This is a genomic window from Herbaspirillum sp. C7C2 (genome assembly GCF_022627865.1).
GTDB classification, from domain to species: domain Bacteria; phylum Pseudomonadota; class Gammaproteobacteria; order Burkholderiales; family Burkholderiaceae_D; genus Herbaspirillum; species Herbaspirillum frisingense.
The window spans coordinates 77276-100522 of the sequence record NZ_JABXGI010000013.1; the positions used below are offsets into that span (position 1 = coordinate 77276).

23 protein-coding genes are annotated in these 23247 nt (G+C 63.0%); 18 read left to right on the plus strand and 5 right to left on the minus strand.

Annotated elements, in window-relative coordinates:
- The first annotated feature begins 86 nt into the window (after positions 1–86).
- From lpxA to HWE04_RS16635, 5 genes are read left to right on the plus strand one after another with little or no spacing between them, the layout of a single operon-like run.
- Positions 87–875: an acyl-ACP--UDP-N-acetylglucosamine O-acyltransferase gene (gene lpxA / locus HWE04_RS16615; protein ID WP_241813096.1), complete on the plus strand. Its 789-nt coding sequence runs from the start codon at positions 87–89 to the stop codon at positions 873–875.
- A complete protein-coding gene (lpxB, locus tag HWE04_RS16620) occupies positions 859–2034 on the plus strand; it encodes a lipid-A-disaccharide synthase (RefSeq protein WP_241813097.1) in 1176 nt (391 codons plus the stop codon). Before lpxA ends, lpxB begins: the two co-directional genes overlap by 17 nt.
- A 46-nt stretch (positions 2035–2080) precedes the next feature.
- Complete coding sequence (gene rnhB, locus HWE04_RS16625; protein ID WP_241813098.1) at positions 2081–2728, plus strand: ribonuclease HII; 648 nt, start codon at positions 2081–2083, stop codon at positions 2726–2728.
- A 9-nt stretch (positions 2729–2737) separates the two neighbouring features.
- Positions 2738–3529, plus strand: coding sequence for a TrmH family RNA methyltransferase (locus HWE04_RS16630; RefSeq protein WP_006462527.1), 792 nt, complete (start codon positions 2738–2740; stop codon positions 3527–3529).
- Positions 3530–3538: 9 nt separating this feature from the next.
- Positions 3539–4069: a DUF6314 family protein gene (locus tag HWE04_RS16635; RefSeq protein WP_241813099.1), complete on the plus strand. Its 531-nt coding sequence runs from the start codon at positions 3539–3541 to the stop codon at positions 4067–4069.
- On the opposite strand, the gene ppsR is transcribed toward HWE04_RS16635, so the two are convergent.
- Positions 4050–4904 (minus strand): posphoenolpyruvate synthetase regulatory kinase/phosphorylase PpsR, encoded by an 855-nt coding sequence (gene ppsR / locus HWE04_RS16640; protein ID WP_006462525.1) that lies wholly within the window; start codon positions 4902–4904, stop codon positions 4050–4052. The two genes, HWE04_RS16635 and ppsR, sit on opposite strands and share 20 nt — an antisense overlap.
- Before the next feature lie 372 nt (positions 4905–5276).
- On the opposite strand from ppsR, the gene ppsA reads away from it, so the two are divergent.
- From ppsA to HWE04_RS16660, 4 genes are all read left to right on the plus strand, one after another.
- Positions 5277–7631: a phosphoenolpyruvate synthase gene (ppsA, locus tag HWE04_RS16645; RefSeq protein WP_241813100.1), complete on the plus strand. Its 2355-nt coding sequence runs from the start codon at positions 5277–5279 to the stop codon at positions 7629–7631.
- Between the two features lie 146 nt (positions 7632–7777).
- Entirely contained in the window at positions 7778–8212 is a 435-nt protein-coding gene (locus HWE04_RS16650; RefSeq protein ID WP_241813101.1) for an NfeD family protein, read from the plus strand.
- Positions 8213–8243: 31 nt separating this feature from the next.
- Positions 8244–9155, plus strand: coding sequence for an SPFH domain-containing protein (locus tag HWE04_RS16655; RefSeq protein WP_241813102.1), 912 nt, complete (start codon positions 8244–8246; stop codon positions 9153–9155).
- Between the two features lie 9 nt (positions 9156–9164).
- Entirely contained in the window at positions 9165–10442 is a 1278-nt protein-coding gene (locus tag HWE04_RS16660) for a serine hydrolase domain-containing protein (RefSeq protein ID WP_241813104.1), read from the plus strand.
- A gap of 38 nt (positions 10443–10480) precedes the next feature.
- Here HWE04_RS16660 and HWE04_RS16665 read toward each other — a convergent pair whose 3' ends face one another.
- A complete protein-coding gene (locus tag HWE04_RS16665) occupies positions 10481–11914 on the minus strand; it encodes an ATP-binding protein (protein ID WP_241813105.1) in 1434 nt (477 codons plus the stop codon).
- 1 nt (position 11915) lies between these two features.
- Entirely contained in the window at positions 11916–12605 is a 690-nt protein-coding gene (locus tag HWE04_RS16670) for a response regulator transcription factor (RefSeq protein ID WP_039877189.1), read from the minus strand.
- 371 nt (positions 12606–12976) lie between these two features.
- Between HWE04_RS16670 and HWE04_RS16675 the strand changes: the two genes are divergently transcribed.
- Positions 12977–13726 carry a hypothetical protein gene (locus HWE04_RS16675; RefSeq protein WP_241813107.1) on the plus strand — a complete coding sequence of 250 codons (750 nt, stop codon included), beginning with the start codon at positions 12977–12979 and terminating at the stop codon, positions 13724–13726.
- A 45-nt stretch (positions 13727–13771) separates the two neighbouring features.
- The gene (locus HWE04_RS16680) at positions 13772–15355 is read left to right on the plus strand and encodes a tetratricopeptide repeat protein (RefSeq protein ID WP_241813109.1); all 1584 of its coding nucleotides are present in this window, start codon (positions 13772–13774) and stop codon (positions 15353–15355) included.
- 63 nt (positions 15356–15418) lie between these two features.
- Here HWE04_RS16680 and smpB read toward each other — a convergent pair whose 3' ends face one another.
- Complete coding sequence (gene smpB / locus HWE04_RS16685) at positions 15419–15868, minus strand: SsrA-binding protein SmpB (protein ID WP_006465562.1); 450 nt, start codon at positions 15866–15868, stop codon at positions 15419–15421.
- A gap of 67 nt (positions 15869–15935) precedes the next feature.
- Here smpB and HWE04_RS16690 point away from each other — a divergent pair, with 67 nt between their 5' ends.
- The 4 genes from HWE04_RS16690 (at position 15936) to guaA (ending at position 19979) form a co-directional block, all read left to right on the plus strand.
- Entirely contained in the window at positions 15936–16367 is a 432-nt protein-coding gene (locus HWE04_RS16690) for a type II toxin-antitoxin system RatA family toxin (protein ID WP_006465561.1), read from the plus strand.
- A complete protein-coding gene (locus HWE04_RS16695) occupies positions 16360–16665 on the plus strand; it encodes an RnfH family protein (protein ID WP_241813111.1) in 306 nt (101 codons plus the stop codon). The genes HWE04_RS16690 and HWE04_RS16695 overlap by 8 nt, the downstream gene beginning before the upstream one ends.
- A gap of 138 nt (positions 16666–16803) precedes the next feature.
- Positions 16804–18273, plus strand: coding sequence for an IMP dehydrogenase (gene guaB, locus HWE04_RS16700; protein ID WP_006465559.1), 1470 nt, complete (start codon positions 16804–16806; stop codon positions 18271–18273).
- 113 nt (positions 18274–18386) lie between these two features.
- Positions 18387–19979: a glutamine-hydrolyzing GMP synthase gene (gene guaA, locus HWE04_RS16705; protein ID WP_006465558.1), complete on the plus strand. Its 1593-nt coding sequence runs from the start codon at positions 18387–18389 to the stop codon at positions 19977–19979.
- 156 nt (positions 19980–20135) lie between these two features.
- Here guaA and HWE04_RS16710 read toward each other — a convergent pair whose 3' ends face one another.
- The gene (locus HWE04_RS16710; RefSeq protein WP_006465555.1) at positions 20136–20501 is read right to left on the minus strand and encodes a cupin domain-containing protein; all 366 of its coding nucleotides are present in this window, start codon (positions 20499–20501) and stop codon (positions 20136–20138) included.
- Between the two features lie 171 nt (positions 20502–20672).
- On the opposite strand from HWE04_RS16710, the gene HWE04_RS16715 reads away from it, so the two are divergent.
- The 3 genes from HWE04_RS16715 to HWE04_RS16725 all read left to right on the plus strand — a co-directional run bounded on the left by HWE04_RS16715 (position 20673) and on the right by HWE04_RS16725 (position 23236).
- Complete coding sequence (locus HWE04_RS16715) at positions 20673–21587, plus strand: DUF72 domain-containing protein (RefSeq protein WP_241813112.1); 915 nt, start codon at positions 20673–20675, stop codon at positions 21585–21587.
- Between the two features lie 117 nt (positions 21588–21704).
- Positions 21705–22205: a sigma-70 family RNA polymerase sigma factor gene (locus HWE04_RS16720; protein ID WP_411910001.1), complete on the plus strand. Its 501-nt coding sequence runs from the start codon at positions 21705–21707 to the stop codon at positions 22203–22205.
- Positions 22199–23236 (plus strand): FecR domain-containing protein, encoded by a 1038-nt coding sequence (locus tag HWE04_RS16725; protein ID WP_241813113.1) that lies wholly within the window; start codon positions 22199–22201, stop codon positions 23234–23236. Before HWE04_RS16720 ends, HWE04_RS16725 begins: the two co-directional genes overlap by 7 nt.
- Positions 23237–23247: the final 11 nt, after the last annotated feature.

Below are 23247 nucleotides of genomic sequence, written 5' to 3' on the forward strand. Positions count from 1 at the left end.
CGGCAAGGTCGCGCCGGGCCTGATTCATTGTGCATGTTGCGCATCTGCAATGTGTACATCCAGCGAACCCAAGCGAAGCACAGGATATGTCCAAGATCCATCCAAGCGCAGTGATTGCCCCCGGAGCACAGATCGACGAGTCGGTCGAGATCGGCGCCTATGCCGTCATCGGCCCTGATGTGCGCATCGGTGCCGGCACCCGCATCGGTCCGCACGTGGTCATCGAAGGCCACACCAGCATCGGTCGGGACAACGAGATTTTCCAGTTCGCCTCCATCGGCGCGGCGCCGCAGGACAAGAAGTATGCCGGCGAGCCTACCACCGTCGAGATCGGTGACCGCAACACCATCCGCGAATTCGTCACCTTCAACCGTGGCACCGTCCAGGATGCTGGTGCCACCCGCATCGGCAACGACAACTGGATCATGGCCTACGTCCACCTGGCCCATGATTGCCAGCTGGGCAACAACATCATCCTGGCCAACAATGCCACGCTGGCTGGGCACGTGCACCTGGGCGATTACGTCTTCCTGGGCGGTTTCACCACCGTGCACCAGTTCTGCCACATCGGCGCGCATGCCATGACGGCCTTCACTGCCGCAGTCAGCCAGGACGTCCCGCCCTTCGTGACGGCTGCCGGCAACCGCGCCGTCCCCGCCGGCATCAATAGCGAAGGCCTCAAGCGTCGTGGCTTCAGCAGCGAGCAGATCATGGAGATCAAGCGCGCCTACAAGTTGATCTATCGTGCCAACCTGCCGCTGGAGCAGGCCAAGCAGGAACTGGCACAGATGGAGGCCAAGTCCTCCGATGCTGCCCAGTACATCCGCATGTTGCGCGAGTTCATCGAGGCTTCGGCCCGTGGCATCATCCGCTGACATCACGCGGCGCCAGTCGATTGCGCTGGTCGCCGGGGAGAGTTCAGGCGACCTGCTCGGCAGCCGCCTGCTGGCCGGCGTGCGTGAACGCCTGCCGCAGGCGCGTCTGCATGGCATCGGCGGTGAGCACATGGCCGCGCAAGGTTTCACCAGCCACTGGCCGATGGACAAGCTGACCGTGCGCGGCCTGTTCGAGGTGATTCCGCGTTATCGCGAGATCAAGGGCATCCAGGAAGCGCTGCGCGACAAGCTGCTGGCCGACCGGCCGGACGCCTTCGTCGGCGTCGATTACCCGGGATTCAACCTGGGCCTGGAAGAACAGCTCAAGAAGGCCGGTATCCCGACCATCCATTTCATCGGGCCGCAGATCTGGGCCTGGCGGGGCTGGCGCATCAAGAAGATCCAGCGTGCGGTATCGCACATGCTGGTCATCTTCCCCTTCGAGGAAAGCATCTACCGCAAGGCCGGCGTGCCGGTGACCTATGTCGGCCATCCGCTGGCCGAGGTGATTCCGCTGCAACCGGATACCGCCGGCGCCCGCCAGCGCCTGGGTCTGACCGGTCCCGGCCGGGTGGTGGCCATCCTGCCGGGCAGCCGCATGAGCGAGCTCAAGCAGAATGGTGAAGGCTTCCTGGCGGCGGCGCGCCTGCTCAGGCAGCGTGACGCACAATTGCAGTTCGTCACCCCGATGGCCGGCGATCACCAGATGGCATTCTTCCAGGAACAGATTCGCCAGGGTGGCTATGAAGACCTGGACATCCAGGTCATCCGTGGCCAGTCGCACAGCGCCATGGAAGCCTCGGATGCGGTGCTGGTGGCCTCCGGTACGGCCTCGCTGGAAGTGGCGCTGTACAAGAAGCCGATGGTGATCTCCTACAAGGTCAACTGGGCCTCTTACCAGATCATGCGTCACATGGCCTACCAGCCCTGGGTCGGTCTGCCCAATATCCTGGCCCGGGACTTCCTGGTGCCGGAACTGCTGCAGCATCAGGCGACCCCGACCGCGCTGGCCGACGCCATGTGGCATCAGCTGGAAGACCACGCGCACCAGCAGCGCCTGCTGCGGCGCTTTGCCGACATGCACCATGCGCTGCTGCGCGATACCAGCCGCGAGAGTGCCAATGCCGTGTGCGAGGTCATCGGCAGCCGACGCCGCTGACCTTGGCAGCGACGGTCCGTTATCAAGTTTGAAGAAGGAAATTCCCATGCCCAAGCTGGCGCCGCAGACAATGGCATTGTTCGACGACCACACCGGAGAGATCATCTGCGGCGTTGACGAGGCGGGCCGCGGGCCGCTGGCCGGTCCGGTGTTCGCCGCTGCCGTGATCCTGGATCCGGCGCGCCCGGTCAAGGGCCTGCGCGACTCCAAGAAACTCAGCGAAGCCGCCCGCGATGGGTTGGCGCTGGAGATCAAGGAATGCGCGCTGGCCTGGTCCATCGCCTCCTGCACCGAGCAGGAAATCGACGAACTCAACATCCTGCAGGCCAGCATACTGGCCATGCGACGCGCGGTGGAAGCACTCTCCACCTTGCCCACGCTGGCGCTGATCGACGGCAATCGCTGCCCGGTGATGAGCATCCGCTCCGAAGCCATCGTCAAGGGCGACGACAAGGTGCCCTCGATTTCGGCCGCCTCCATCCTGGCCAAGACCGCGCGCGATGCCGCACTGATGGTCTTGCACGACGCCTATCCGCATTACGGCTTTGACCGTCACAAGGGTTATCCGACCCCCTTGCATCTGGAGATGCTGCGCCTGCATGGCGTGTCGCCGGTGCACCGCCGCTCCTACGCTCCGGTCAAGGCCCTGCTGTCGGGCCAGGTAGTATCAAGCCCGGCCGTCATGGTGGCGTAGGGAGGGCACATGAAATTGATTACTTCGAAAGACAATCCGCTCTTCAAGGATCTGAAGCAGCTGGCCTCCAGCAGCCAGGCGCGCCGCCGCGCCGGCCAGAGCCTGTTGGACGGCGTGCACCTGGCCCAGGCATGGCTGCAGTATCGCGGCGCGCCACAGCTTTGCGTAGTCGCAGAGGGCGCCCAGTACCATCCCGAGGTCGCACCCATCCTCGCCCGGAGTGAAGCGCTGGGTGCCCAGTGTCTGGTGCTGGCCGACAAGCTGTATGACGCCATCAGCACCGTCGAAAACGGTGTCGGGCTGTTCCTGCTGGTGATGACCCCACAGGCGGTCGCGCCCCAATCGCTGCGGGATTCGGCAGTATTGCTGGATGGTCTGCAAGACCCCGGCAACCTGGGTTCCATCTTGCGCAGCGCCGCCGCGGCCGGGGTGAAGCAGGTGTTCTGTTCCCCCGGCACCGCGGCAGCCTGGTCGCCCAAGGTCTTGCGCGCCGGCATGGGCGCACATTTCGTGCTGGATATCTTCGAGAATGTGGACCTGGTCGCCTTGTGCGCAGCCAGTCGCATTCCGTTGCTGGCCACCAGCTCGCACGCCGCGCAGACCATCTACGATTGCGACCTCTCTGGTCCAGTGGCCTGGTTGCTGGGGCATGAAGGGCAGGGCGTCTCGCCAGCCTTGCAGGAGGCTGCAACGCAAGAAGTGGTGATCCCGCATCTGGGGCAGATGGAGTCGCTCAACGTGGCCGCTGCGGCGGCCGTTTGCCTGTTCGAACAACTGCGTCAGCGCACGCTGGGGCGCTGAGAGGGCATCATGGCGACGACGGCGGTCACGACGGCGTTTCCTCCCCCGGACTTGGCCGCCCTGGCGGCCTACTTCCTTGGGCAATGGCAGTTCGATCGCACCATCTGGGAAGGCAGCGAGACGCCGCAGGCTACGGCCGTCGGCACCTTCGATTTCATTTCGGGCGAAGTGCCGGGCCAGTTGCTCTACCGCGAACGTGGCCAGCTGCGCATGCTGGCAGGGGCACTGGGGCGCCCCATCCTGTTTTCCCGTCTCTTCGATTACCGTTTCGGCGCCGACCGGGTCGCGGTGCTGTTCGCCGACGGCGAGCGCGTCGGCCAGCCTTATCAGTCTTATTTGCTGCGTGGAAATATGTTGGGTCCGGCCGCCGACCACCTCTGCGGCCCGGATTGCTACAACGCCGCCTACACCCTCGATACTGAAGATTCCTTCACCATGGAAACCTTCATCAGCGGCCCCAAAAAGCGCACCCGCGTGCTGACCGTGGCCCGTCGCTGCGGGCCTGAGGTCGGGCCCGAGTTCAGCGCGTCTCCAGCTTGATTTCCTGCAGGATGGTGGCAGCGATTTCCTCGATGGACTTGGTGGTGGATGACATCCAGCGGATGCCCTCGCGCCGCATCATCTTCTCGGCCTCATTGATTTCATAGCGGCAATTTTCCAGCGCGGCGTACTTGCTGCCCGGGCGGCGCTCATTGCGCACTTCCGAGAGGCGTTCAGGAGCGATGGTCAGGCCAAAGATCTTCTTCTTGTGCATCACCAGGCCGCTGGGCAGCTTTTCGCGCTCGAAGTCTTCCGGGATCAAGGGGTAGTTGGCGCACTTGATGCCGAACTGCATGGCCAGATACAGGCTGGTCGGGGTCTTGCCTGAGCGCGAGACGCCCACCAGGATCACGTCGGCTTCCGAGAGATTCTTGTTGGACTGCCCGTCATCATGCGCCAGCGAGAAATTGATGGCCTCGATGCGATTGCGGTATTCCTCGGAATCGGTGGTGTTGTGGCTGCGGCCGATGGTGTGCGTGGATTTCATCTCCAGCTCCTGCTCCAGCGGCTCCACGAACGTCTGGAACAGATCCATGTGCATGGCCTTGGCGCGGCGGATCACCGAGGACAGCTCCGACTTGACCAGGGTGGAAAAGACGATCGGCAGCTTGCCGTCGACCTGATAGGCCTCGTTGATCTTGCGGGTGGCGTCGTGGGCCTTGTCCAGGGTGTCGATGAAGGGCAGGCGGATCTGCTTGAAACGCAACTCGAACTGGCTCAGCACCGAATGCCCGAAGGTTTCTGCGGTGATCCCGGTGCCGTCGGAAACAAAGAAAACGGTGCGGTTGGCGGCCAGGACGGGCGAAGGATGCGGGATCGGCATGGGGTCGAGCATGGTCTGATTATCTTGTCTTTTGGAAAATTGAAAAAAAGTTTGGTGCTACGAACAAAAATGATTTCACGCGGTACAATGCCTAGCAATATTTCGAGAAGCCCATTCTGATGACTGTCATTCGCCTGCGCAATTCGACCGAGTTCCTGATGATGTTTGCATTGGCAAACGTCCTCGGTGCCTGCGCGCGTCTGCTCATGTCCCTGGGCTCTTCCTCGACACCGCACCTGCTGCCGCAACCGTCGCAGAATAACAAAAATAAACCGACCCATGCCGCGCCCGCGAAGATTTCTTATCATCAAGCTAGGGGTAGTCATGTCCAACGCAGTAAACACCCAGGGGGCGGTATACGTAGCCTCCTTTGAAACTCTTCGCATGACGGACGTCGAGTCCGTCGGTGGCAAAAACGCATCGCTGGGAGAAATGATTTCCCAGCTGGCCGGCGCCGGTGTACGCGTGCCGGGCGGTTTCGCCACGACTGCGCAAGCTTTCCGCGATTTCCTGGAACACAGCGCCGATGGCGGTCCGACGCTGGCCGCCCGTATCGCCAAGCGCCTCGAAGGTCTGGATATCGATGACGTGCGCTCGCTGGCGCAAGCCGGCGCCGAGATCCGTCAATGGATCATCGACACGCCATTCCAGCCGCGCCTGGACCAGGAAATCCGTGCCTTCTACGACAAGCTGGTAGCCGATTCGACCGCCGAGATGTCGTTTGCCGTGCGTTCCTCCGCGACCGCCGAAGACTTGCCTGACGCCTCCTTTGCCGGTCAGCAGGAGACCTTCCTGAACGTGGTCGGCATCGACAACGTTCTGGAAGCGATGAAGCACGTCTTCGCCTCGCTCTACAACGACCGCGCCATCTCGTATCGCGTCCACAAGGGCTTCACCCACGCGGAAGTGGCGCTGTCGGCCGGCGTGCAACGCATGGTGCGCTCCGACGTCGGCGCGGCCGGCGTGATGTTCACCATCGACACCGAATCGGGCTTCAAGGATGTGGTCTTCATCACCTCCAGCTATGGCCTGGGCGAAACCGTGGTGCAGGGCGCCGTCAACCCGGACGAGTATTACGTCCACAAGCCCATGCTGGAACTGGGCAAGCAGCCCGTGATCCGCCGCAACCTGGGTTCCAAGCTGATCAAGATGGAATTCACCGGCGAAGCCAAGGCCGGCCGCTCGGTCAAGACCGTGGATGTGCCGGTGGAACTGCGCAACCGCTATTCCCTGACCGACGCCGAAGTGGTGGAACTGGCAAAGTACGCCACCATCATCGAAAAGCACTACCAGCGCCCGATGGACATCGAGTGGGGCAAGGACGGCCGTGACGGCAAGCTCTACATCCTGCAGGCTCGCCCGGAAACCGTGAAGTCGCAGCAAAAGGCCACCGACGCCCAGCAGCGCTTCAAGCTGAAGAGCTCCGGTACCGTGCTGGCCACCGGCCGTGCCATCGGCCAGAAGATCGGCGCCGGTCCGGTGCGCGTGATCACCGATCCGGCGGAAATGGAACGCGTACAGCCCGGCGACGTGCTGGTGGCCGACATGACCGATCCCAACTGGGAACCGGTGATGAAGCGTGCCTCGGCCATCGTCACCAACGGTGGCGGTCGTACCTGCCACGCCGCCATCATCGCCCGTGAACTGGGCGTGCCGGCGGTGGTCGGTTGCGGTGACGCGACCGACGTGTTGAAGGATGGCACCCTGGTGACCGTGTCCTGCGCTGAAGGCGACGAAGGCAAGATCTACGACGGCCTGCTGGAAACCGAAGTGACCGAAGTGGCCCGTGGCGAACTGCCGCCGATCCCGCTGAAGGTGATGATGAACGTGGGTAACCCGCAACTGGCCTTCGACTTCCAGTCGATCCCCAATGGCGGTGTCGGCCTGGCGCGTCTGGAATTCATCATCAACAACAACATCGGCGTACACCCCAAGGCCATCCTGGAATACCCGAACATCGACGCTGACCTGAAGAAGGCTGTGGAGTCCGTCGCCCGTGGTCATGCTTCGCCCAAGGCTTTCTATGTGGACAAGCTGGCCGAAGGCATCGCCACCATCGCCGCGGCCTTCTGGCCCAAGCCGGTAATCGTGCGCCTGTCGGACTTCAAGTCCAATGAGTACAAGAAGCTGATCGGTGGTTCGCGCTACGAGCCGGACGAAGAAAACCCGATGCTGGGCTTCCGTGGTGCGGCCCGTTATCTGGCGCATGACTTCGCCGAAGCCTTCCAGATGGAATGCCAGGCCATGAAGCGCGTACGCGAAGACATGGGCCTGACCAACGTCGAGGTGATGGTGCCCTTCGTGCGTACCCTGGGTCAGGCTGAAAAGGTCATCGGCCTGCTGGGCAAGTACGGTCTGAAGCGCGGCGAGAACGGCCTGCGCGTCATCATGATGTGCGAAGTGCCGTCCAACGCCATCCTGGCCGAGCAGTTCCTGGAACACTTCGACGGCTTCTCCATCGGTTCCAACGACCTGACCCAGCTGACCCTGGGCCTGGACCGCGATTCCGGCATGGAGCTGCTGGCAGCCGACTTCGACGAGCGCGACCCGGCGGTGCAGGCCCTGCTGACCAAGGTCATCGCCACCTGCCGCGAGAAGGGCAAGTACGTCGGCATCTGCGGCCAGGGCCCTTCGGACCATCCGGACTTCGCCGAATGGCTGATGGACCAGGGCATCGAGTCGATCTCGCTGAACCCGGATACCGTCATCGATACCTGGCAGCAGCTGGCCAAGAAGTGATGATGCGGTAAGCGTCAGTGACCAACAACTGACGTCGATCGTTGAAAGAAGTGAAAGGCGCGGACAGAAATGTCCGCGCCTTTGTTTTTGTGTTCTCAAGCTGCGGTAGACTTGGCGCGTTTGCTATTAACTGACGAGGTGGGCTGATGAGCGACTGGGCGATCTGGTGGGCGCTGGCAGGTGGGCTGCTGGCCGCAGAACTATTCACCGGGACCTTCTATCTGCTGATGATTGCGCTGGGTCTGGCCGCCGGCGGCGTCGTTGCATGGGGTGGCATACCACTGGAGTGGCAACTGCTGGTAGCGGCCATCGTGGGCGTGGCGGCGGTGCTCGCGCTGCGCCGCAGCCGCTACGGCCGCCTGCGCCAGGGCAATGCCAACGACGATCCCAACCTGCTGCTCGATATCGGCCAGAGCGTCGAGGTGCCAGCCTGGCAGGCACAGGGCAGCCAATACATCGCCCGCGTCCCCTACCGCGGTGCGCAGTGGGATGTCGAACTGCTGCCCGGGCACCATGCCTTGCCCGGCCCCTACGTCATCCGCGAAATACGCGGCAGCCGCCTGCTGGTGGCACCGCGCTGATCCATCCCCCTCAAGTTCCAAGGAGAGTTCTATGCTGGGTAGCGTCACTCTGGTCATTTTCTTCCTCGCCATCGTCTTCGTCGTGCAGACGGTCAAGGTGGTCCCGCAACAGCACGCCTGGGTGGTGGAGCGCCTGGGCAAGTACCACGCCACGCTGGCGCCGGGCCTCAACATCGTGGTGCCTTTCATCGATCGCGTGGCCTACAAGCACATCCTCAAGGAAATCCCGCTGGACGTGCCGCCGCAGGTCTGCATTACCCGTGACAATACGCAGCTGCAGGTCGATGGCATCCTGTACTTCCAGATCACCGATCCGATGCGGGCCTCCTATGGTTCGTCCAACTACATTGCCGCCATCACCCAGCTGGCGCAGACCACGCTGCGCTCGGTGATCGGCAAGATGGAACTGGACAAGACCTTCGAGGAACGCGATCACATCAACACCGCCATCGTCAGTGCCATCGACGAATCGGCCGAGAACTGGGGCGTGAAGGTGCTGCGCTATGAAATCAAGGACCTGACCCCGCCCAAGGAAATCCTGCACGCCATGCAGGCCCAGATCACTGCCGAACGCGAAAAGCGCGCACTGATCGCCGCCTCCGAAGGGCGCAAGCAGGAACAGATCAATATCGCCACCGGTGAGCGTGAAGCCGCCATCGCCCGTTCCGAAGGCGAGAAGCAGGCATCGATCAATCGCGCCGAAGGTCAGGCTGCGGCCATCCTTGCCATCGCCGAAGCCAGTGCCGAGGCGATCCGCAAGACGGCTTCGGCAATCCAGCAACCGGGTGGTTCGGACGCCGTCAACCTGAAGGTGGCGGAACAGTATGTCGATGCCTTCGGCAAGCTGGCCAAGACCAACAATTCCATCATCGTGCCGGCCAATCTGTCCGATATGGGCGGCCTGATCGCATCGGCACTGCAAGTGGTGAAGCAACAGAAATAGAAATCGCCCATGAACTTCGCGTCTTTTCGTATCGCCTTGCCACGGCCAGCCCGCTTCGTGCTGACGGCCGCCTTGTTGTCGACCGCCTCCGTCACCCACGCCCAGCAACAGGATGATGCGCTGGCCGCCCGCGTGGATGCCCGCATGGAGCAGATCCTTGCCCGTTATCCGGTTCCCGGGGCCAGCATCGCCATCGCTTATCAGGGCCGGCTGGTGTACCAACGTGGCTATGGCATGGCGCTCACCGAAAGCAATACGCCGGTCACGCCCCAGACGCGTTTTCGCATCGGCAGCATTTCCAAGGCGGTGACGGCGGTGGCGGTGCTGAGGCTGTTCCAGAACGAGTTGCCGCAGGTGCTGGATCACCCGGTCTTCGGCCCGCAAGGTCTGTTGCCCGATGCGGCCTATCCGGATTTCGCCCAGCCGCTGGACCAGCGCGTGCTCAGGATCACCTTGCGCCAGCTGCTGCAACACACCAGCGGCTGGGGTGGCAGCGACTACGACCCGCAATACGACCTGGTCAATATCGCCCGCGCACGCCAGGTCCCGGCGCCGGCCTCGGCACGCGACGTGATTGCCTATGTGCTCAAGCAGCGTCTGCTGGATGCTGCACCGGGCACTGAATTTTTCTACAGTAATTTCGCCTATAACGTGCTGGGTCGCATCATCGAGCACAAGACCGGGCAGCCCTATGAGCAGGCGGTGCAGGCATTGGTGTTCGGCCCGGCCGGGATCGATGATGCGGTGATCGCCGGGGATCGCCGCAACGAGCGCGCTGCAGGCGAGGCCGGCTATTACGATGACCCGCGCTGGCCCGCCGTGGCCGACCGCGATGGCAGCGCGGCGACGTGTCCGGAATCCTATTGCGCCTATCATTTCAGGAGCATGGACGCCACTGCCGGCTGGGTGACCACGGCGGCCGACCTGGTGCGCCTGGTCGATGCGGTCCAGGGGCGCGGCAGCCCCGCATTGCTCAAGCCCGAAACGCTGGCCCTGATGAAGCAGCGCGATCCCAGGCTGGCAGAAAACAACTATGGCCTGGGCTGGGTGGTGACCCGTACCAACGGCATGGAAATCCTCTCCCACAGCGGTGCGCTGACCACCGGCAGCTACGCCTATCTGCAGTCGCGAGCCGATGGCTGGTCGTGGGCGGTGCTGATGAACCGCTTGCCGATTCCCTATCCGGCCGAACAGGGCGTGCAGGAACTGCAGGCCTTCCAGGTCGCGGTGCAACGCGGATTGATGACGACCATCGTCGATCCCGAACCACAGGCCCTAGCACACTGACGGCTGCGGACGGATCGCAGCCAGCCGGTAGCCAGCCATCAGGCCTCCACAGTCTCTCCCCGTGCCGGTTCATCGGCCATGAAGGGCAGGGTGATGTCCACCCGCAAGCCGCCATCCGGCCGATTCGCGGCGCGGATGCTGCCTTGATGGGCTTCCACGATACGTCGCGCAATCGACAGCCCCAGGCCGTGCCCGGCGCTGTTGCTCTTGGTGCGGCTGCTGCGGAAGAACAGCTCGAAGATGCTGTTCATCTCTTCCTCCGGTACACCCGGCCCACGGTCGAGAATGGACAGGTGCAGCAGCTTGCCGACCTCGTCGATCTCGGCCACGACCTGCACCGTGGTCGCTGGCGCGGTGTGCTTGATGGCATTGCGCAGCACGTTCTCGATGGCGCGATAGAGCAACTCCGGATTGCCCTGCACCTGCACCCGGCAGGCGATCTGGCTTTCCACCTGCTTGCCCAGGGTCTCGGCCTCGAAATTGGCGTCATTGATCATGTCCCCCAGCATGGGCTGGATGGCGATGGCTTCTTCCATCGAACCGGGGACATTGGCTTCCAGTCTCGACAGCGTCAACAGTTCACCTACCAGCTTGTCCATGCGCACGCTCTCGCGTTCGATGCGTTCCAGGGTCAGTTCCAGCTTGTCACGGTCCTGCACCCGCGCCAGACCGATGGCCATCTGCAGGCGCGCAATCGGCGAGCGCAATTCGTGCGAGACGTCATGCAGCAGGCGACGCTGGCTTTCCATCAGGGTGCGCAGCTTGGCGGTCATGGCGTCGAAATCGCGACCGAGGTCGGCCAGTTCGTCATTGCGCGCGCTCATCACCGGCTCCAGTTCCAGATCCAGGTTGCCATTGGCGGCCTGGTTGAAGGCGTTCTTGAGGTGGCGAATCGGATGCGAGAAATACCAGGCCAGCAGCAGGGCGAATATCAGGCTGGCCATCAGTGCCACGGCCAGCGGCATGGTCGGGAAGAACAGCGGCTTGGGTCCGCGTTCCTTCATGTAGCGGGGTTCGCGACCGGGCATGCCGCCGGGTCCGGAGCCGGGCGGTGGCGCAAACTCATCGTTGGGCGCCGGGATGAACATCAGGTAGCTATGGCCGTTGGTGGCCTTGACCAGTTCCACCGAGCGTCGCTCTCGTTCGGTCGTCAACAGGTGACGCGCCTCTTCCACCAGCTTGGGCGGTACTTCTCGACCCATCAGGTCCTTGTTCTCTTCATCCACCGCATACAGCTGCAGGCGATGCGGACGTCCTTCGTTGATCAGGCTGCGCAGCGCTTCCGGCCCGCCGAACTGCAGCGTGGCCGCCGCCGAGCGGATCATGAACGAGGCCGGCGGACTGAGGTCGATTTCCGAGTTGCGGTTGCTGCGTTCCAGGTTTTCTATCCAGAACAGCACGCCCACGCCGAAGGTGGCGGTAATCTGGGCGATCGCGATAAAGAAGAAGAACTTCCAGAAAAGCCGGCCCACTTTATTCCTTGATGAACTGGTAGCCGAGGCGATAGACGGTCTGGATGCAGCTCTTGTCGCTGCCCAGGGCGGCGATCTTCTGGCGGATGCTGGAGAGGTGGACGTCGATGTTGCGATCGAAGCGCGCCAGCGGGCGGCCCAGGCCCTGCTCCGACAAGGTCTGCTTGCTGACGGGCTTGCCGGCATTGCGGGCCAGCACTTCCAGCAGGTTGAATTCGCTGCTGGTCAATTCCAGCGGCCGGCTGTTCCAGGTGGCGCGACGCTGTTCCGGCCACATCGACAGCGCGCCCACGGCCAGCGGCGAATAGGGCGTCTGTTCGCTGCTCTCGGCAGAAGCGCGGCGCAGGATGGCGCGGATGCGGGCGGCAATTTCGCGTGGTGTGCAAGGCTTGGGCACGTAGTCGTCGGCGCCCAGTTCCAGGCCGATGATGCGGTCGGTATCATCGCCCTTGGCGGTCAGCATCACCACCGGCATGCTGCTCTTGGCGCGGATACGGCGCAGGGTATCGACGCCGTTCAGGCGAGGCATCATCACATCCAGCACCGCGATGGCGTACTGGCCGGTGAGCGCCTCGGCGGCGCCGGCTTCGCCATCGTAGGCGACGTTGACTTCGAATTTTTCCTGCTCCAGGTATTCCTTGAGCATATCGACGAGCTCCACGTCATCGTCGATCAAAAGTACTTTAGACATCGCTGCATTCCATTCTCGAATTGCCCTGCCTCCAGGCCGCAGGGCGTCGGCAGCCCGTAATATGCCGTAAAAGGTTTTGCAGGAGTGTTTCCAGCCGTCTTTACAATTGCATCTTTACATTCATTTACCGCGTGCTGGTGAACCTGCTCGACAGGGTATTGCGCCCATCCCTCCTTGACCGATTTTTTCATCACCCGCTGATAGGCCGCGCCAGGCTTGACTTGCGGCAATGGCGCGCGCTGCGCGTGTTGACAGAACTTTACTCCGCTTTACGCTTTCCGGTTCAACTTAACAGGTCTTGATGACCGATACTGTTGGCCCTGACAAGGGAGCGACGCAAGGGGCGTCGCACACAATAAAAGGGGAGTGTCATGGCCATCAGCAGCGTCGGTTCCAGCAGTTTCAGCCTGTCCGATCTGTCCGCGCTCAGCGGCACCAGCGGTTTTTCCACCAGCGCCGCGCAGCGCATGGATGTGCCACCGCCACCACCGCCGCGTGGCGACAAGGGGGGAGGGCTGATCGGCGCGCTCAAGGATATTCTCGCCTCGCTGGGCGTGGCGCTTGATGCGACCGCCAGCAGCGCCACGACAACCAGCGCTTCCACCTCGGCCAGCACGACCTCTTCAAGCAGCAGCATTTCGGCTTCGAATGTCGATTCCAAGCTCGATGCCTTCCTGCAGGAACTCATGGCCGCCCTGAAAGGCCAGGACAATCCCCCACCGGGAGCGCCGCCGGCACTTTCGTCGTCTTCTGACGGCAGTTCCTCCAGCAGCGTGTCGGCCACCAGCGAGGTCGACAGCACCAGTGGCTCCAGCAGCACTAGCAGTGCCAGCACCACGGCCACCGACACCACGGCGCGCTCCTACTCGCCAGCGGGTCGTCCGCCACCGCCCGGCGGTGGGCTGGAGGCAGACCTCAATAGCCTGATCTCCAGTCTTTCCTCTGGCAGCAGCGATAGCGGTGATGGCGCGAGCTCTTCACTGGAAAGTGCCTTCAGCAACCTGCTCAGTTCCCTGGGCGCATCGTCGACCACCACGTCGCTTTCCAGCTTCCTGCAAAACCTGCAGAGCAAGCTGGCGGCAGGCAAGACCACAGGCAACCTGATCGATACCACGGCGTGATCCGGCGGCGGCGTCACGAGCCGGCGGCGTGATAAGCTGCCGGCCATGATTTCTCCCGACCCCGCCAAACTGGCAAGCATCATGGGCCTGATGTGTGAGGCCATCGCCCTGCGTGGCGCCCAGCAACCTGCTGCTGCCGTGGCCGTGCTGGAGCAGGGACTGGCGCTGGACCCCGGCTTCCTGCCATTGCACATGCAGCGTGCCGATCTGCTGGTGGAAATGGGTGAGCTGGCCGGCGCGATCGCTGCCTACGAAGCCTGCCTGGATCTGGTGCCGGACTACCACGACGCGCGCGTCGCCCATCGCGCAGTGATGGCGCAATGGGCCGATACGCTGGCAGGCGCCCAAGGGCCGGAAGAGACGCCCGACACTGAGCGCGCCGCCACGCTGGCGCGCCTCTACTACAAGCTGGCGCAGCCACAACAGGCATTGGCCGCCCTTGCTCCTGCGCTACCGCTGGCCACCCTGGAACACCAGGCCTTGCACGCCGATATCCTGCTTCTGTTGAACCGCCACGAAGAGGCGCTGCATTGCTACTCGGAAGCCCCCGGCAGCGACGACGCCACCCGCGCCCTGATTGCCTTCAATCGCGCCGACATCTTGCGCCGCATGGGCCGCATCGATGAAGCGCAAGCCGCCTATGAAGAGGCTCTACGCTGGCATGCCGATTTCCCGCAGGCCCAGGTGGGTCGCGCCCACATGCTGCTGACGCGGAATGACTATGCACGGGGATGGCCAGCCCATGAAGCCCGTTTCGCGATTGCCGAACTGGCCCGGCATGGCGTCAGCAGCCCGAGCCCGCGCTGGCAGCCAGGCCAGGATGTACAGGGAAAGCGAGTGCTATTGTGGGCCGAACAGGGGCAGGGCGATTGCCTGCAATTTTCCCGCTACATCCCACTGGTCGCACAGCGTGCAGCGCAGGTGACGCTCTGCGCCCCCGCAGCGTTATTGGCGGTGCTCGCCCCCTCCTTGCCCGGGGTGGACTGCGTGTCCCACGCACATGAAGCGCCGCCCCATGATTGCCACGCCTCGCTGCTGAGCCTGCCGTTGTTGCTTGCGTTGCCTGATCCTCGCCAGGGACCGCAGCCGCCTTATCTTTTTGCCGATCCTGGGCGCATAGCGCAGTGGCAGCAGCAACTGGCGTTGCTGGACGGCGCTGGGCCGCGTCGTCCGCGTATTGGCCTGGCCTGGGCCGGGCGGCAGTACGCCACCACGCATCCCAGCCGCGACGTGCCACTGGCCGCCTTGCTGCCGCTCTTGGACCTGCCGGCCGACTTCATCAGCCTGCAGGTGGAAATTCCCCTGGCCGACCAGGCCCTGCATCAGCAAGTGGCGGGCCGGCTGCACAGCTTGCCCTTGGCGGATTGGGCCGATACCGCAGCGCTGGCCTGCGCGCTGGACCTGGTGATCAGTGTCGATACTGCCGTCATACACCTGGCCGGTGCCCTGGGCCTGCCATGCTTTTTGCCGCAACGACTGGAAGGCGAGTGGCGCTGGGGCGTCGAGGGGGACTCCAGTCCCTGGTATCCCTCGGTCCGGCTGTTCCGCCAGCAGGAGCGCGGGCAATGGGCGCCGGTGGTGGCCGGGATGGTGGCCGCCTGCCGCGAGAAGTTCGCCGTCTGGTCGTAACGGCGGACATGAAAACGGCTGCCCTGGGCAGCCGTGGTCGCAATGGAAGAGGGTAGAGCGGGATCAGCGACGATTCTGCTTCATGGCCGCCTGGATTTCACGCTGGCTGTCACGCTGCTTTTCGGTCTCGCGCTTGTCGTGCTGCTTCTTGCCCTTGGCCAGGCCGATGTCGCATTTGACCCGGCCCTTGCTGTAATGCAGGTTCAGTGGCACCAGCGTATAGCCGGAGCGCTCCACCTTGCCGATCAGTTTGCTGATCTCCGCCGCATTGAGCAGCAGCTTGCGGGTACGGGTCGTTTCCGGATGCACGTGGGTGGAGGTGCTGGTCAGCGCACTGATGTGGCAGCCGAACAGATAGACCTCGCCATTGCGCACGATCACGTAGGCTTCCTTCAATTGCACGCGGCCGGCGCGGATCGATTTGACTTCCCAACCTTGCAAGACGAGACCTGCTTCGAATCGCTCTTCGATGAAGTAATCGAAAAAGGCCTTTTTGTTATCAATAATGCTCATCTAAATAAAAATTCGTCTCGTCGGTTAAAATTGTGCCTTTGCGATTTTATCAAACGGATCACCCTCGATGGCAGTCGTTCACAAAACCGTCCTGATCAACTATAGCGCGGAGCAGATGTTCAACCTGGTCGACAAGGTTGAGGATTACCCTGAATTCCTGCCCTGGTGTGGCGGTGTCGAGGTGTCTGAACGCAGTGACGATAGTCTCACGGCCAAGCTCAAGATCAACTACCACGGCCTGAAACAGTCCTTCAGCACCCACAATACCAATGTGCGCCCCACCAGCATGACCATGCGCCTGGTGGAAGGCCCGTTCAAGCATTTCGAAGGTCGCTGGAGCTTCAAGCCGCTGCGCGAGGATGCCTGCAAGATCGAGTTCGACATGGAATATGAATTTTCCAGCCGCATCCTGGAGGGCGTGATCGGCCCGGTCTTCAGCATGATCGCCAACAGCTTCGTCGATTCCTTCTGCAAGCGGGCCGAACAGATATATGGCTGAAGCAGCCCCTTTGCAAGTCCAGCTCTGCTACGCCGCGCCCGGACTGCAGATTCTCAGGGATCTTGAGGTGGCCCCGGGCTGCACCATCCAGCAGGCCATCCTCGACAGCGGCCTGCTGCGCGAACAGCCGGCCATCGACCTGTCCACCTGCAAGGTCGGCATCTTCGGCAAGGTCAGGCCGCTGGATACCCCGCTGCGCGAACATGACCGCATCGAAATCTACCGTCCCCTGATCGCCGACCCCAAGCAATCCCGCCGGCGCCGGGCCGCGCACCAGGAGCGCGGGCAGGGCGAATAGCCTGCGCGGCTTGCCGGGCTACCTATAACGTGCAGGATATCCGGCATTTTTACGACGCCCGGAGGCAGAAACGCAAGCAGAGCAAGACGCGCGGTCAAGTTTTCTGTATAATTCGCTTTTGCGCCTATAGGAAACACTATGCGTCTTCTCCAAAAAGCACTCACGTTCGATGATGTGCTGCTCGTTCCGGCCTTCTCGGACATCCTCCCCAAAGATACTTCCCTGACCACGCGCCTGACGCGCAACATCTCGCTGAACATCCCGCTGGTGTCGGCTGCGATGGATACCGTCACCGAAGCACGCCTGGCCATTGCCATGGCGCAAGAAGGCGGGATCGGCATCATCCACAAGAACCTGACTCCCAAGGAACAGGCGCGCGAGGTTTCCAAGGTCAAGCGTTTCGAGTCCGGCGTGGTCCGCGACCCGATCACCATCCCCCCCACCATGAAGATCCGCGACGTGATCGCGCTGTCCAAGCAGCACGGCATTTCCGGTTTCCCGGTGGTTGAAGGCAAGGCACTGGTGGGCATCATCACCAACCGCGACCTGCGTTTCGAGCGAGAGCTGGACGCCGAAGTCCGCGCCAAGATGACCCCGCGCGACAAGCTGGTCTACGTCAAGGAAAACGGTTCCAGCGCTGATCCCGAAGAAGCCAAGCGCCTGATGAACAAGCACCGCCTGGAGCGCGTGATGGTCGTCAACGATGCCTTCGAGCTGCGCGGCCTGATCACCGTCAAGGACATCGAAAAATCCACCGAACACCCCTTCGCCTGCAAGGACGAACACGGCAAGCTGCGCGTGGGTGCCGCCGTCGGCGTGGGTCCGGACAATGACGAGCGCATCGAACTGCTGGTCGCTGCCGGCGTGGACGTGATCGTGGTCGACACCGCCCACGGCCACTCCGCTGGCGTGTTGAACCGCGTCAAGTGGGTCAAGACCCGCTACCCGCACGTGGAAGTCATCGGCGGCAACATCGCCACCGCCGCCGCTGCCAAGGCACTGGTCGAACATGGTGCCGACGCCGTCAAGGTCGGCATCGGCCCTGGCTCCATCTGCACCACCCGTATCGTCGCTGGCGTGGGCGTACCTCAGATCTCCGCCATCGCCAACGTCGCCGACGCCCTGAAGGGGACCGGCGTACCGGTGATCGCCGACGGCGGCATCCGCTTCTCCGGCGACGTCGCCAAGGCGCTGGCCGCCGGGGCGTCCGCCGTGATGATGGGCAGCATGTTCGCCGGCACCGAAGAAGCCCCCGGTGAAGTGATCCTGTACCAGGGCCGCAGCTACAAGTCCTACCGTGGCATGGGTTCGCTGGGCGCCATGGCCGACGGTTCGGCCGACCGTTACTTCCAGGATGGCGACAACACCGCCGACAAGTTCGTACCGGAAGGCATCGAAGGTCGCGTCGCCTACAAGGGCTCGGTGGTCGCCATCCTGTATCAGCTGGTGGGCGGCGTGCGCTCCTCCATGGGTTACTGCGGTTGCGGTTCCATCGACGACTTCCGCGAACGCGCCGAATTCGTCGAAATCACCTCGGCCGGCATGCGCGAATCGCACGTCCACGACGTGCAGATCACCAAGGAAGCCCCGAACTACCGCGCCGAGTAATTTCGATGCGGCCACAGCCCGACAGTCCACCGGCATTGCGCCAGGCTGTCGGGCTGTTGAATTTTTCAGCAGTCCATTTTCAACGTAGCTAACGTAGCCAGACCTCATTGCCCATGTCCACGCATTCGCATTCGAAAATCCTGATCCTCGACTTCGGTTCCCAGGTGACCCAGCTCATCGCTCGCCGCGTGCGCGAAGCCGGTGTGTTTTCCGAGGTATTCCCGCATGATGTGACCGACGAATTCGTGCGCAACTACGGCGCGGCCGGCGTCATTCTCTCCGGTGGCCCCAACAGCGTCACCGAAGGCGACACCCCGCGCGTACCGCAATCGGTATTCGAACTGGGCGTGCCGGTCCTGGGCATCTGCTACGGCATGCAGGCCATGGCCGAGCAACTGGGCGGCAAGGTCGAAAACGGTCACCTGCGTGAATTCGGCTACGCCGAAGTGCGCGCCCACGGCCACACCAAGCTGCTGGAGAACATCAGCGACTTCACCAATGCCCAGGGCCACGGCATGTTGAAGGTCTGGATGAGCCACGGCGACAAGGTCAACGACATGCCGGCCGGCTTCAAGCTCATGGCCTCCACCGGCAACTGCCCCATCGCCGGCATGGCCGACGAAGAACGTCGCTTCTACGGCGTGCAGTTCCACCCCGAAGTCACCCACACCGTGCAGGGCAAGGCCATGCTGGCGCGCTTCGTGCACGAGATCTGCGGCTGCCAGTCGGACTGGAACATGCCGGACTACATCTCCGAAGCCGTCGAGATGATCCGCCAGCAGGTCGGCAGCGATGAAGTCATCCTGGGCCTCTCCGGTGGCGTGGACAGCAGCGTGGCTGCGGCCCTGATCCACCGCGCCATCGGCGACCAGCTGACCTGTGTCTTCGTCGACCACGGCCTGCTGCGCCTGGACGAAGGCAAGATGGTCATGGAGATGTTCGGCAAGAACCTGGGCGTGAAGGTGATCCATGTGGACGCTACCGCCCAGTTCATGGGCCATCTGGCTGGCGTCACCGATCCCGAAGCCAAGCGCAAGATCATCGGCCGCGAGTTCGTCGAAGTGTTCCAGGCCGAATCGGCCAAGCTGACCAGCGCCAAGTGGCTGGCCCAGGGCACCATCTACCCGGACGTGATCGAAAGCGCCGGCAAGGGCAAGAAGACCGCCCACACCATCAAGAGCCACCACAACGTTGGCGGCCTGCCGGAAACCCTGAACCTGAAGCTGCTGGAACCCCTGCGCGAACTGTTCAAGGATGAAGTCCGCGAACTGGGCGTGGCCCTCGGCCTGCCGCCGGAAATGGTCTACCGCCACCCGTTCCCCGGCCCGGGCCTAGGCGTGCGTATCCTGGGTGAAGTCAAGAAGGAATACGCCGACCTGCTGCGCCGCGCTGATGCAATCTTCATCGAGGAACTGCGCAATACGAAGGATGACGACGGCCAGAGCTGGTACGACAAGACCAGCCAGGCCTTTGCCGTGTTCCTGCCGGTGAAGTCGGTAGGCGTGATGGGTGACGGCCGTACCTACGAATACGTCGTGGCCCTGCGCGCCGTGCAGACCCAGGACTTCATGACCGCCCACTGGGCGCACCTGCCGCATGAACTGCTGGGACGCGTGTCCAACCGCATCATCAATGAAGTCCGCGGCCTGAACCGGGTGGTGTATGACATTTCGGGGAAGCCGCCAGCGACCATTGAGTGGGAGTGATGTGGGGTCTGGCAATGTCAGACGCTTGAAAGCATCAAATCGCCATGAAGCCCGCATTACTGCGGGCTTTTTGCGTTCCTGCATCCAGCGAGGTTTCAAAGGCCGGTAGCGGCTTTTCTGCCCTTCAGTACTGGGTAAAGTGGAGTTTCGCCGGCCTCAGGCGCCGCCGCGCTCGACGATCACATAGTGCTTGCGCATCGGCTCCACCACCTCGAACACGCCCTTGAAACCCGCCGGGATCACCATGGCATCCCCCGGGCCGGCTTCGGCAGCCAGTCCTTGCTCATCAATGACGCGGCAGCGACCTTCCAGCACGTAGAAATATTCATCTTTGGTCGGTGCAAAGGCAATGCGCCAGCTGCCTTTTTCGCAGGCCCAGATGCCGGCGTTGATTTCGCCGCTGGCGCTGGTGAAGTGGTTCCAGGTGGTGCGCAGGGGATTGCCTTCCAGGCGGCGCTCTTCGATGGGGTGGTCATGTTCGGGAGCGGGGGAGCCGAGGCGGAATTGGGTGATGGCGGTCATGGAAAGGGCCTGCAATTTAAGGAAGAGGACGAAAAAGGAGGAAAAAGGGGATAAGGCGGGCGGTCGATCAAAGGGCAGCAGTGTACCAGCAGCATGCTACTGCCGCGTTGGCCGGCACCAAGTCCGCCTACCCCGGTCACACCGTGCATGAACAGGATCAAGGAGGCAGGCATGGGCAAGATCTGGATCGGTATCTCCGGCTGGCGTTACGCGCCCTGGCGCGGCGGTTTCTACCCCAAGGGACTGCGCCAGGATGACGAATTGGGTTATGCCTCGCGCATGCTGCCCAGCATCGAGCTCAACGGTTCCTTCTATGCCCTGCAGCGGCCGGAAAGCTATCAGCGCTGGTATGAGTCCACGCCACCCGGCTTCGTCTTCAGCCACAAGGGCAATCGCTTCATCACCCATACCCGTCGGCTGAAGGATATCGATGGCGCCCTGGCCAATGTCTTCGCCTCCGGTGTATTCAACCTGAAGGAAAAACTGGGCCCCTTCCTGTGGCAGTTCCCGCCCAGTTTCAGTTATGAGCCGGAGGCCCTGGAGCACTTCCTGAGCCTGCTGCCACACGATACCGAAGCCGCACAGAAACTGGCCCGTGGACATGAGCCGCGCATGGAGGGCAGGGTGCAGCTGGAGATCGACAGGAAGCGCAAGCTGCGCCATGCCATGGAAATCCGCCATGACAGCTTCGTCGACGAGTCCTTCATCAAGCTGCTGCGCAAGTACAAGGTGGCGCTGGTGGTGGCCGATGCGCCCAAGAAATGGCCCTACCAGGAAGATGTGACGGCTGATTTCATGTATCTGCGCCTGCACGGTGACAAGCGCCTCTACCAGAGCGGTTACAGCGATGAGGCCATCGACGCCTGGGCCGAACGCATCCGGGCCTGGGCCGGGGGCGGTCAGCCGGCGCAGGGGCCGCGCATTGTTTCCGGTGCGCCACGGCAGCGCGCCAGTCGTGATATTTATTGCTATTTCGATAACGATATAAAGGTCAAGGCGCCGTTCGACGCCCGGCGCCTGATTGAACGCCTGGGGCTGAAGCTGGACCTGCCCGAGCCCGGCGAACCCCTGGAATGGCGCAAGTGATCAGTTTCGTGGACTGAAAACTGACAAATCGTAGCTGCTTCCATATAATAATGATTCTCATTATTAAGAATCATGCTCATGGAAGCCCGGTTACTCGACAGGCAGGAAAGCGATGCATTGCAAAGGATGTACAGCGGCCATCATGGCTGGCTGCTGCAATGGCTGCAGCGCAAGCTGGGTAACCGTGGCGACGCGGCCGATCTGGTGCAGGACACCTATATCCGGGTGGCCACGGGGCGCAGCATGCCGAACCCGGAGCAGGCGCGCCCCTATCTGGTCCAGATTGCCAAGCACCTGATGATCGACCTGCATCGGCGTCGCAAGCTGGAGGCGGCCTATCTGGAGGCCCTGGCAGCCTTGCCCGAAGCCCATGCGCCATCCCATGAAGACACCCTCATCGTGCTGCAGACCCTGGCCGCCATCGATGCCGCGCTGGAAGGTCTGCCGCCGAAGGTGCGGGAAACCTTCTTCATGTCGCAATTCGACGGCATGACATATAGCGCTATCGCCGCGTCCTTGGGCATCGCCGTTGCCACTGTTCGCAAGCATATGCTCACGGCCACCCGGGCCTGCTTCCTCGCCATGCAGCAGTGCGGCGAACCGGTCTGCGCATGCTGAGCGCCGCGACTCCGCGCCCGGACGCCGCGGATGGTGTCACCGGAGACGCTCTGGACCAGGCCTTGCAATGGTTCGTGATCCTGGCCTCCGGTGAAGTCACCCCCGCGCAACGACAGGCCTTCGCCACCTGGCTGGGGGCCAACCCGGCCCATGCCCGGCAGTGGGAAGCGGTGAGCCGCTTTCAGGGCATGCTGCAGGGCATGCCGTCGCAGGCGGCCAGCCAGGCCTTGCGCAGCCGTGGCGCCCGAGGCCCTGTCCGGACGAGCCGGCGGCAGGTGCTGGCCTTGCTGCTGGTCGCCGGTGCGGGCGCACTGTGCTATGACCGTCGTCACGCCTATCTGGCGCTGACTGCCGACCAGCGCAGCGCCGTCGGCGAACGGCGCGAGTTGGTACTGCCCGATGGCAGCAGACTGGTGCTCGACAGCGATAGCGCTGTCGATATCCGCTTTGCCGATGGGCTGCGGCGGCTGGTGCTGCGACGCGGTGCCATCATGGTCGAGACCGCCCACCTGGCAGCCTGGGCGGAGCAGCCCTTTTATGTGGATACGGCCCAGGGGCGGGTGCAGGCTTTGGGGACACGCTTCGTAGTGCGTCAGGAAGCGTCGCCCGGATGGCGCCAGGCCGGCCGCAGTCGGGTCGAGGTGATGGCAGGTGCGGTCCGCATCACCCCGGCACGCAACGCCGTGGGGAGCGCGCTGGTCGGGCAGGGGCAACAGGCGGTTTTCGACGATGTCATCGTGGGCGCGGTCGCTGCGCTCGACCCGAATGCGCAGGCCTGGACCCAGGGCATGCTGATCGCCCGCGAGCAGCCCCTGGGAGATCTGCTGGCCGAGCTGGGGCGTTATCGGCCGGGCCTGTTGCAGGTCGATGATGCGGTGGCGCAGATTCCGGTCAATGGCGTCTTCCCGCTGGAAGATACCGACCGCGTGCTGGCGGCGCTGGAGCATGCCTTCCCGATCCGCATCCAGCGTCACACGCGCTACTGGACCCGGGTGGTCGCTGCCGCGCAGAAAAAATCCGGCCAGCCATAGCACTTTTGGAT

Coding starts and splice junctions, on each gene's coding strand:
- lpxA (WP_241813096.1), top strand. CDS start 87: ATGTCCAAGATCCATCCAAGCGCAGTGATTGCCCCCGGAGCACAGATC.
- rnhB (WP_241813098.1), top strand. CDS start 2,081: ATGCCCAAGCTGGCGCCGCAGACAATGGCATTGTTCGACGACCACACC.
- HWE04_RS16630 (WP_006462527.1), top strand. CDS start 2,738: ATGAAATTGATTACTTCGAAAGACAATCCGCTCTTCAAGGATCTGAAG.
- HWE04_RS16635 (WP_241813099.1), top strand. CDS start 3,539: ATGGCGACGACGGCGGTCACGACGGCGTTTCCTCCCCCGGACTTGGCC.
- ppsR (WP_006462525.1), bottom strand. CDS start 4,904: ATGCTCGACCCCATGCCGATCCCGCATCCTTCGCCCGTCCTGGCCGCC.
- ppsA (WP_241813100.1), top strand. CDS start 5,277: ATGACGGACGTCGAGTCCGTCGGTGGCAAAAACGCATCGCTGGGAGAA.
- HWE04_RS16650 (WP_241813101.1), top strand. CDS start 7,778: ATGAGCGACTGGGCGATCTGGTGGGCGCTGGCAGGTGGGCTGCTGGCC.
- HWE04_RS16655 (WP_241813102.1), top strand. CDS start 8,244: ATGCTGGGTAGCGTCACTCTGGTCATTTTCTTCCTCGCCATCGTCTTC.
- HWE04_RS16660 (WP_241813104.1), top strand. CDS start 9,165: ATGAACTTCGCGTCTTTTCGTATCGCCTTGCCACGGCCAGCCCGCTTC.
- HWE04_RS16670 (WP_039877189.1), bottom strand. CDS start 12,605: ATGTCTAAAGTACTTTTGATCGACGATGACGTGGAGCTCGTCGATATG.
- HWE04_RS16675 (WP_241813107.1), top strand. CDS start 12,977: ATGGCCATCAGCAGCGTCGGTTCCAGCAGTTTCAGCCTGTCCGATCTG.
- HWE04_RS16680 (WP_241813109.1), top strand. CDS start 13,772: ATGATTTCTCCCGACCCCGCCAAACTGGCAAGCATCATGGGCCTGATG.
- smpB (WP_006465562.1), bottom strand. CDS start 15,868: ATGAGCATTATTGATAACAAAAAGGCCTTTTTCGATTACTTCATCGAA.
- HWE04_RS16690 (WP_006465561.1), top strand. CDS start 15,936: ATGGCAGTCGTTCACAAAACCGTCCTGATCAACTATAGCGCGGAGCAG.
- HWE04_RS16695 (WP_241813111.1), top strand. CDS start 16,360: ATGGCTGAAGCAGCCCCTTTGCAAGTCCAGCTCTGCTACGCCGCGCCC.
- guaB (WP_006465559.1), top strand. CDS start 16,804: ATGCGTCTTCTCCAAAAAGCACTCACGTTCGATGATGTGCTGCTCGTT.
- guaA (WP_006465558.1), top strand. CDS start 18,387: ATGTCCACGCATTCGCATTCGAAAATCCTGATCCTCGACTTCGGTTCC.
- HWE04_RS16710 (WP_006465555.1), bottom strand. CDS start 20,501: ATGACCGCCATCACCCAATTCCGCCTCGGCTCCCCCGCTCCCGAACAT.
- HWE04_RS16715 (WP_241813112.1), top strand. CDS start 20,673: ATGGGCAAGATCTGGATCGGTATCTCCGGCTGGCGTTACGCGCCCTGG.
- HWE04_RS16725 (WP_241813113.1), top strand. CDS start 22,199: ATGCTGAGCGCCGCGACTCCGCGCCCGGACGCCGCGGATGGTGTCACC.